The 8,387-nt window shown below is 67.5% G+C and carries 6 protein-coding genes and 4 pseudogenes; 8 read left to right on the top strand and 2 right to left on the bottom strand.

All coding sequences use genetic code 11. From position 1 onward, the window contains the following. Positions 1-70: 70 nt before the first annotated feature. Positions 71-274 (bottom strand): annotated as a pseudogene (locus ACLP25_RS02980) (methyl-accepting chemotaxis protein); the annotation flags it as partial. A gap of 318 nt (positions 275-592) precedes the next feature. Continuing rightward, the gene (locus tag ACLP25_RS02975) at positions 593-724 is read right to left on the bottom strand and encodes a hypothetical protein (RefSeq protein WP_442467744.1); all 132 of its coding nucleotides are present in this window, start codon (positions 722-724) and stop codon (positions 593-595) included. A gap of 743 nt (positions 725-1,467) precedes the next feature. On the opposite strand from ACLP25_RS02975, the gene ACLP25_RS02970 reads away from it, so the two are divergent. The 8 genes and pseudogenes from ACLP25_RS02970 to ACLP25_RS02935 form a co-directional block, all read left to right on the top strand. Beyond that, the gene (locus tag ACLP25_RS02970; protein WP_442467743.1) at positions 1,468-1,980 is read left to right on the top strand and encodes a flavin reductase family protein; all 513 of its coding nucleotides are present in this window, start codon (positions 1,468-1,470) and stop codon (positions 1,978-1,980) included. Positions 1,981-2,056: 76 nt separating this feature from the next. Continuing rightward, a pseudogene (locus ACLP25_RS02965) lies at positions 2,057-3,381 on the top strand (LLM class flavin-dependent oxidoreductase). A gap of 195 nt (positions 3,382-3,576) precedes the next feature. Further along, complete coding sequence (locus ACLP25_RS02960; RefSeq protein ID WP_442467742.1) at positions 3,577-4,122, top strand: OsmC family protein; 546 nt, start codon at positions 3,577-3,579, stop codon at positions 4,120-4,122. 44 nt (positions 4,123-4,166) lie between these two features. Next, positions 4,167-5,264, top strand: coding sequence for an LLM class flavin-dependent oxidoreductase (locus ACLP25_RS02955; RefSeq protein ID WP_442467741.1), 1,098 nt, complete (start codon positions 4,167-4,169; stop codon positions 5,262-5,264). 477 nt (positions 5,265-5,741) lie between these two features. Beyond that, positions 5,742-6,907: pseudogene (locus ACLP25_RS02950) on the top strand (acyl-CoA dehydrogenase family protein). Between the two features lie 21 nt (positions 6,908-6,928). Beyond that, the gene (locus ACLP25_RS02945; protein ID WP_442467740.1) at positions 6,929-7,501 is read left to right on the top strand and encodes an ABC transporter substrate-binding protein; all 573 of its coding nucleotides are present in this window, start codon (positions 6,929-6,931) and stop codon (positions 7,499-7,501) included. Further along, on the top strand, positions 7,498-8,028 hold the full coding sequence (locus tag ACLP25_RS02940) for an ABC transporter substrate-binding protein (protein WP_442467739.1): 531 nt from the start codon (positions 7,498-7,500) through the stop codon (positions 8,026-8,028). The genes ACLP25_RS02945 and ACLP25_RS02940 overlap by 4 nt, the downstream gene beginning before the upstream one ends. Before the next feature lie 7 nt (positions 8,029-8,035). Then, positions 8,036-8,387: pseudogene (locus ACLP25_RS02935) on the top strand (ABC transporter permease); the annotation flags it as partial.

Raw genomic sequence — 8,387 nt, 5'->3', positions numbered from 1 at the left:
TCGATGATGTCGGTCTTTGCCCGCCGCGCCCGCCGATCCACGGGGAGGCTCGAAGGCTGGATGACGCCTGGATTTCGCGCGCGTTCTTCTCCGAGGTTTCCGCAAGCGTCCGCACTTCATCGGCGACGACCGCGAAACCTTTGCCATGCTGTCCCGCGCGTGCGGCTTCGATCGCTGCGTTGAGCGCGAGCAGATTCGTCTGATCGGTGATGCGCCCAGCGGCGCGGACGATTTCGCCGATGTTGGCCGCCTGGGCCTCGAGCTCGGTCATCATCTTCACCGAAGAGGCCTGGCGATCGGCCGCCGCGCCAATGCTGGCGAAGCTGGCGGCGATTTGTTTGATCGCGTCGACAATCAGCCCACGCAGAGAGTCCGTCTTCTGCCGCGAAACGTCGGCTGAGTTCTCGGCCTGCAGCAGGCCGGCGGTTATCGCGACGACGGCGCGCCGCGACTGCGCGGAGGCCGAAGAGGCCTCCTCGGCTCCTTGGGCGATCAACTTTATGGCCTTGCGCAGATCTTCGGCGGCCGACGAAGACTGAGCGACGCCGGCGGCGAGTTCACCCGTCGCGGAGACGATTCGTTCGGCCGCGTTCTACTGACGCGCGTGGGTGCGCACGGTATTGCGATTGTCTTGCGCGATTTTGGATAAGCCAGTCATCGCCGCGGTTTCTTCGATTCGCGTTGGCGTCGAGGCGTCAATCGTCGTCTTCTTGGCAAGCGCCATTCTGATTTCTCCTGCGGGGACGCCCAGGCAATCGATACAGAGCGGACGGGATAACCGCGCGGCGCGAAGGAAAAACGTGAGCCTGGTCTCCACGCCTGACGAACGAGACTTGTACGAGACTGATTGTTCTGGCTGTGAAACGGGCGTCGCCGGTATGTGTTTCGCCGACGCCATGCGCCTGTGCTCCGACATGCTCGCGCGGCGCCGCAATCTGGAGGAGGTCCCTCGTCAGCGCTCGCTGCTGAAGCTCGGCGGTACCCGCACTTTGCCGTATCGGGTCCGCAGAAATCGCCCCTATTGTTGACGAAAACGATAGACTGAATACAAATTTCGGCGGCTCCTGTAGCCGAAACCGTCTTCGAAGGGGCTCGTTGTCTCGTGAGCCAACGTTTGGATCCCGGCCTTGTCCCGTCGAGCCGGGATAGAGGGCGCCCCAAAGGACGGGGACCGTCCAGGCGTCGAAATCGTCGCGTCGCGGTCGCTGAACGACTTCTGGAAATCCAGATGCCGCATTCGAACCCCATGATGCAATTAACCACAGAATTCTGGTTTCCGGAAGAAAATGTTTCGAGGCGCCGCCACCGACGAGGGACCGGTCCCAGGGTCAAGCGCGAGCGGCGCCGCCGCGGCGGCGGCCTGGGGCCCGGCCACGCCCTGGACCCAAATGCGGCAATCGCCGGGTATCTGGCGGCTGCGTCCGGGAGCCCCTATTTCTTCTCCAGAAAGCGATCTAGGGCTGCGTCATGAACGCCATCTCGAAAATCGCCGATCCGGTCGTGGCGCCGACGCTGAAGGACGCGATGCGCCTCGTCGCCGGCGGCGTGAGCGTCGTCACGGCCGGCGACGGCGAGGAGCGGACCGGCCTCACCGTCACCTCCGAGGTGTCGCTGTCGATCGACCCGCTGACGATGATCATCTGCGTGAACCGCAACGCGTCCGCGCTTGCGGTCATCGCCCGGCGCCGGCATTTCTGCGTCAACGTGCTTGCCGCCGACCACGAGGCCATCGCCAACCGCTTTGCGGGCGTCAGCGGCGTCAAGGGGCCGGCCCGCTATGTCGAGGCCGATTGGCGGCCGCAGGCGACCGGCGCGCTGGCGCTCCAAGGCGCCCTCGCGTCGATCGACTGCGAGGTCGAGGAGATGATCGAAAGGCACAGCCACGTCATCGTGATCGGCGCCGTGCGGGCCATTACGACCCAGTCGGGCGAGCCGCTCGTCTACAGCCGGGGTCGCTACCACAGGCTTGCGCATTCGTGACTTGAGGCGAGTCGGCGCAGCGGGTCTTCTCAGTCGAGACGACAAGGCGCAGCCTCGGGATGAGAAAGGCGGTCAAATGGCTTCGCAGCGGCAGATGAAGCTCGGCGCGTTCATGCGGCCGACGACGATCCATACCGGCGCCTGGCGCTCCCGGGCGCCTTTCTCGACGCCAACTTCAATCTCGGGCATCTCCTGCAGTTTGCCCAGACGCTCGAGCGCGGCAAGTTCGACGCCTTCTTCATGGCGGACCATCTTGCCGTCCTGAACATGCCGGTCGAGGCGCTGAAGCGCAGCCACACCGTCACCTCGTTCGATCCGCTGACGCTCCTGCCGGCGATCGCCGTCTCGACGACCAACCTCGGCCTGATCGCGACGGCCTCGACCACGTTCGAGCAGCCGTACCTGATCGCCCGCCGCTTCGCCTCGCTCGACCACATCAGCGGCGGGCGGGCGGGCTGGAACGTCGTGACCACCTCGAACCCGGACGCGGCCCTCAATTTTGGGCTCGCGGAGCACATGGAGCACGACGAGCGCTACCACCGCGCGAGAGAATTCTACGACGTGGTGACTGGCCTCTGGGACTCCTTTGCGGACGACGCGATCGTCCGGGACGTCGAGAGCGGGATCTTCTTCGATCCCGAGAAGTTGCACGTGCTCAACCACAAGGGCCGCTATCTCTCGGTGCGCGGCCCGCTCAATATCGCGCGGCCGGTTCAGGGCTGGCCGGTGATCGTCCAGGCGGGCGCTTCCGATGCGGGACGCCAGCTCGCGGCCGAGACCGCGGAGGTCGTGTTCGCGGCCGGCTCGCGCCTCGACGCCGACCAAGCCTTCTACGCCGATGTCAAAAGCCGCGCGGAGAAGGCTGGGCGGGACCCCGAGTTCATCAAGATTCTGCCCGGCGCGTTCGTCGTCGTCGGCGAGACCGACGAGGAGGCGCGCGAGAAACGGGCGAAGCTGGACAGCCTCGTCCATTACGAGAGCGCGCTGGCGTCGCTGTCGATCGCGCTCGGTCACGACGCTTCGGGATTCGATCCGGACGGGCCGCTGCCCGAGATCCCGGAGTCGAATGCGAGCAAGTCGAGCCGCGACCGGGTCGTCGCGCTCGCGCGGCGCGAGAACCTCACGGTGCGCCAGCTCGCCCAGCGGCTCGGCGGCTATTCCGGCCTCGCCTTCGTGGGGACGCCCAAGACCGTCGCGGACCAGATGGAGCAATGGTTTGTCGGGCGCGGATGCGACGGCTTCAACGTCATGTTCCCGTTCCTGCCGGCGGGCCTCGACGACTTCGTCGACCAGGTAGTCCCGGAACTGCAGCGGCGCGGCCTGTTCAGGACCGAGTACGAGGGCCGCACGCTGCGCGAGAGTCTCGGCCTGCCGCGACCGAAGAACCAGTTCTTCGCCTGACCGCCGCCGCCGGCGGGAGCCGGCTCGCTTCCGAGTCCGAAACGAGCCTTTTCAGTCGGTTGCAGCGACTTTTCCGCGCGGGTGAAGGTCGGCGGCCGGCGATCTCACGCAGATGTGACGATAGCCGCTTGCATCCTCTGCTTGTTATGTCTATAAAATTTATAAACTAAATTCTCCAGGAGAGGGCCGGCCTCCATGAGCACGCTGATCGAGTATCTCGCGCAAAAGCGTCAGGCCCTGCTCGACCGGCGCCGGCGCATCGCCGACGGCTCGCTCGGGCCGGTTCCGCTCAAGGCGCGGGCGACCGCCGAAGGGCGGAGCGGCGTGCGCCGGATCCGAATTCGCGACTTTCAGGTCGTCACCGATTCGCCGCCAGATTTTGCCGGCTACGATCTCGGCCCAAGCTCGCCTGAATTGGTGCTCGGCGCGCTGGGCTCCTGCCTCAACCACTCGTATCTGATCCAGGCGGCGGCGCTCGATGTGCCCATCGAGGTGATCGAAGTCGAGGTCGAGGCTTTCATCGATCCGCGGGCGGGCAGTTCGGGCTACGAGGCGACGCCGGTCTATCCGCAAAACATCTCGTACGTCGTCAAGATCGAGAGCCCGGCGTCCGCGGCCGACATCCAGCGCCTGAGAGACAACGTCGAGACCGCATGTCCCATCCTCAACCTGCTCAAGAACCCACAGACGATCGCGGGCCGCCTCGACGATCGCGCGTCGCGGCTCGCCGCGGCCGAATGACCTCGGCCCATCCGCTCCTTAAGCGCCAGCCAGAGAGGCATGAGATGCCCGTCGAATTCATCGGTTTCATCGGCAATCACAATTCCTCGGAAATCATCCCGCGCAGCGGGCCGGTGGTGGACCCGGACTACATCGGGACCGTCGCCAAGGCGCATGAATATGCGGGCTTCGATCGTGCGCTGCTCGCCTTCCACGCCGACGCGCCGGACCCGCTGGTGGTCGGACAATATGCGGCCAGCGTCACCGAGCGGCTCGGCGTCTTCATCGCCTACCGGCCGGGCTTCACCGCGCCGACGGTGCTCGCGCGCCAGTTCGCCACGCTCGACCACCTGTCGAAGGGCCGCGTCTCGTTCAACGTGATCACCGGCGGCGAACAGCGGGAGCTGGCGCGCGACGGCAACCAGGTCGCCAACAAGGACGAGCGCTACGCGCGCACCAATGAATTTCTCGACATCGTGCGGCTGGAGTGGACGCGCCGCGATCCTTTCACCTACACGGGCAAGTATTATCAGGTCGAGAACGCCGTCTCGCTGGTCAAGCCCTACAACGAGCGCAATATCGATGTTTACGTCGCGGGCGCTTCCGACGCCGCCGTCGAGGTCGCCGGGCGCCACGCCGACATCTTCGCCCTCTGGGGCGAGACCTACGAGCAGGTGCGCGAGCTGACGGGGCGGGTCAGCGCCGCCGTGGCCAGGCACGGACGCCGTCCCGAGTTCAGCCTGTCGTTCCGCCCGATCCTGGCGGACACCGAAGAGGCCGCCTGGGCCAAGGCGGACGCCTATCTCGACCGGGCCAAGGCCCTGATCGATCGCACCGGATTCCGCCGCGGCGCGGAGGAGCCGGCCAACGAAGGCTCGCGGCGTCTTCTCGCCGCCGCCGCGAAGGGGCCGCGCTTCGACAAGCGCCTGTGGACCGCGATGGCGCAGCTCACCGGCGCCAAGGGCAATTCGACCTCGCTCGTCGGCACGCCCGATCAGGTCGCCGAAGCCCTGCTCGACTATTACGATCTGGGCGTCCGGACCTTTTTGATCCGCGGCTTCGACCCGCTCCCCGACGTCCTGACCTACGGGCGCGATCTGATTCCGCGCGTGCGCGCGCTCGTCGCCGAGCGCGAACGGGCGCAAGCGGCCGCGGCGGAATGAATGGAACGCGTGGGATGAAGTTCTCGTTGCTGCGGCCCGCTTTGAGGAGCGCTCGGGATCGCCCGCTTGGGCCCCCGCCCCCCTTGGTGGGGCGGGTCGGGGTGGGCGGTCGCGCTGACGGCCGACGGCTGACATGGCTCGTAGGTCACGGCGCGTGTCAGTTTCAGCAATACGGAAAAGCGCGGCGCGACCCCCCTCCCTTCCCTCCCCCACAAGGACCCCACAAGGGGGGAGGAGGGAGCCCTTCCGGCGTTGGCCGACAAACAGGCCGCGCCCGCTCCAACCGCAGACTCCTCTTCGTTTCGCGGCGCGCCTCATCGCCGCGCTCGGCGTCTCGACGGTCGTCGCCGCTACCGCCGAGGCCGAGACCGTCATCCGCGTCGGCGACCAGCGCTCGGGGCTGATCGGAAAGCCGCTCGACGCCTCCACGATCGTGAGTTCGGTTTTCACGCCCGCCATCGCCGCGGAGCTTTCGCCATGATCTTCGGCAAGGGCGCCGACGATATCGACGTCACCGCGTCTGCGCTTGCCCGCGAGTTCGCCGAGACCGCGGGCGAATACGACCGGACGGCCGCCTTTCCCTTCGCCAATATCGAGCGGCTGCGCGAGACGCGGCTCGCCGCGCTGATCGTTCCGCGCGAGTATGGCGGGCGAGGCGCGGGCTTGATGCGCGCCAACCGCGTCGTCAACGCGATCGCGCGCGGCGAGGCCTCGACCGGCCTCGTGCTGGCCCAGCAGTACCTCTTTCACGGAACCCTGCGCTCGAACCCGGACTTTCCGGTCGCGCTCAAGGCGCGAATCTTCCGCTCGGCCTCCGAGGATGGCGGGTTCGTAAACGCGTTGCGAGTCGAGCCCGAACTCGGGACGCCCATTCGCGGCGGCCTGCCGGCGACGATCGCGCGGCGGACGGCGAACGGCTGTTCGCTCAGCGGTCGCAAGATCTATTCGACCGGCGCGCCGGTTCTCGCCTGGAACGCGATCTGGGCGCGGACCGACGAGGCCGAGCCGCGCGTCGGGCCTTCCTCGTGCCCGGCGGCGCGCCGGGCCTCCGCATCGAGGAGACGTGGCGGCAACTCGGCATGCGCGCGAGCGGAAGCCACGATGTCGTGCTCGACGAGGTCGAGATTCCTTTCGACCACGCCGCCGGCCTCAAGACGCTGCAGGAGCTGGCTGCGCCGAACGCCGCGCAGACGGCCTGGGTCGCGGTGCTGTTCAGCACGGTCTACGACGGTGCGGCGCGCGCAGCGCGCGACTGGTTCGTCAAGTTCCTGCACGAGCGCGCGCCTTCCAATCTTGGCGCCCCGCTGGCCACTCTCCCGCGCATGCAGCAGGCGGTCGGCGAGATTGATTCCGCGTTGTACGCGAGCCGCGTCCTGCTCGCCTCGATCGCCGAGCGGGTCGACCGCGGCGAGACTCCGCATCCGCAGGAAAGCCTGTACGTCAAGCACAGCGTCACGAGAAATGCGCTCGACGCGGTGTCGAAGGCGATGGAGCTCAGCGGCAATCCCGGTCTTGCGCAAGCGAACCCGCTCGAACGGCACTATCGCGACGTGCTCTGCGCCCGCGTCCACTCCCCGCAGAACGACTCGATTTTCCTGAGCGGAGGCCGTCTCGCCCTCGCCGATATTTCCGCAACCCTGTGACCCTCGCGACCGGAGCCCATCATGACCACCGAGCTTCATGACGCCAAGTCCGCCACGCGCCGCCGGTTTCTCGTGCGCGCCGCGGCGCTCGGAGCAGCCGCGCCCTTCGGCCTTGCCGCCGGCAGGGGCCTCGCCCTCACCCGGGTCGCGCCTCCGCCCTTCGACCCGAGCGCGTACCCGATCTGCCGCGCCGCTGCGACCGGCGACGCCGTTCCGACTGGTGAGCTGAAAAAGGTGACCTTCGCCTGGAACGCCGGCGCGCCCTGCCTGCTCGCCGTCACCGTCGCCAAGGACAAGGGCTTCTTCGCCAAACACGGCCTCGACGTCGACCTCGTCAACTACGCGGGCTCGACGGATCAGCTCTTGGAGACGCTCGCCACCGGCAAGGCGGACGCGGCGGTCGGCATGGCGCTGCGCTGGCTGAAGCCGATGGAGCAGGGCTTCGACGTCAAGATCGTCGCGAGCCTGCACGGCGGCTGCATGCGGCTTCTGGCGCCGACCGATTCGGGCATCAATACGGTCGCCGATCTCAAAGGCAAGATCATCGGGGTCAGCGACATGAACTCGCCGGCCAAGAATTTTTTTCCATCGTGATCCGCAAGGCGGGCCTCGACCCGACGACCGACGTCGAGTTCAAGCAGTTCCCGGCGCCGCTTTTGCGCGCGGCCGTCGACAAGGGCGAGGCGCACGCGGTCGCCGACGGCGACCCGAACACCTACCTCTGGCTCAAGGACGGCAAGCTCAAGGAAATTTCCTCGAACCTGACGGGCGAGTTCGCGACCCGCGTCTGCTGCATCGTCGGCGTGCGCGGCAGTCTGGTGCGCGACGACAAGCGCACGGCGGCCTCGATCGCGCTCGCGCTGCTCGAGGCGGCGGAATACGCCGCTGAGAACCCCGCCGAGGCGGCTGCGACCTATACGCCCTTCGCGCCGGGCTCCGTCTCGTCCGCGGATCTGACCGCGCTGGCGAAGTATCACACCCACCATCACCACCCGATGGGCGACGACCTGAAGAAGGAGATCGCGCTCTATGCCGAAGAGCTGAAGCTCGTTTCCGTCTTCAAGCCGAGCCTCGACACCGCGAAATACGCCGATCGCGTCTACGCCGACGTCCTGAGCTGAGGGCGCCATGTCGCTTCTCTCGGCCCTCCCGGCCCTCCCGGCCCGCGCCGCGCCGATCGCGCGCCGCCCAGCCTTCGCCGCGGCGACGGGACGCCGGTCGTTCGGCGCGGCGCTGGCGTTCGCGGCCGCGGCCTCCTGGCTCCTGCTCGCCTTCGTCATCCTGCGCTGGCCGGACCTCGGCGACTGGGGGCGCGGCCCGGAACTCGCCTACGCTGCCGCTGCGCTCGCGGCCGTTCTGATCGTGTCGGGCGTCCTGCGCGCGGCGGGATCGACCGCGCTCGACCGCCTCGAACGGGCGACGCCCTGGCTGATCGCCCTCGGCCTCGCCTTCTCGGTATGGGAGGCTGGAAGCGCCAAAT

The organism is Roseiarcus sp., from assembly GCF_052145395.1.
In the GTDB taxonomy this organism is placed as follows: Bacteria; Pseudomonadota; Alphaproteobacteria; order Rhizobiales; family Beijerinckiaceae; genus Roseiarcus.
Note: the sequence above shows the minus strand (reverse complement) of the source record. Positions and strands in the feature narration are given on the sequence as shown.

Coding starts and splice junctions, on each gene's coding strand:
- ACLP25_RS02975 (WP_442467744.1), bottom strand. CDS start 724: ATGGCGCTTGCCAAGAAGACGACGATTGACGCCTCGACGCCAACGCGA.
- ACLP25_RS02970 (WP_442467743.1), top strand. CDS start 1,468: ATGAACGCCATCTCGAAAATCGCCGATCCGGTCGTGGCGCCGACGCTG.
- ACLP25_RS02960 (WP_442467742.1), top strand. CDS start 3,577: ATGAGCACGCTGATCGAGTATCTCGCGCAAAAGCGTCAGGCCCTGCTC.
- ACLP25_RS02955 (WP_442467741.1), top strand. CDS start 4,167: ATGCCCGTCGAATTCATCGGTTTCATCGGCAATCACAATTCCTCGGAA.
- ACLP25_RS02945 (WP_442467740.1), top strand. CDS start 6,929: ATGACCACCGAGCTTCATGACGCCAAGTCCGCCACGCGCCGCCGGTTT.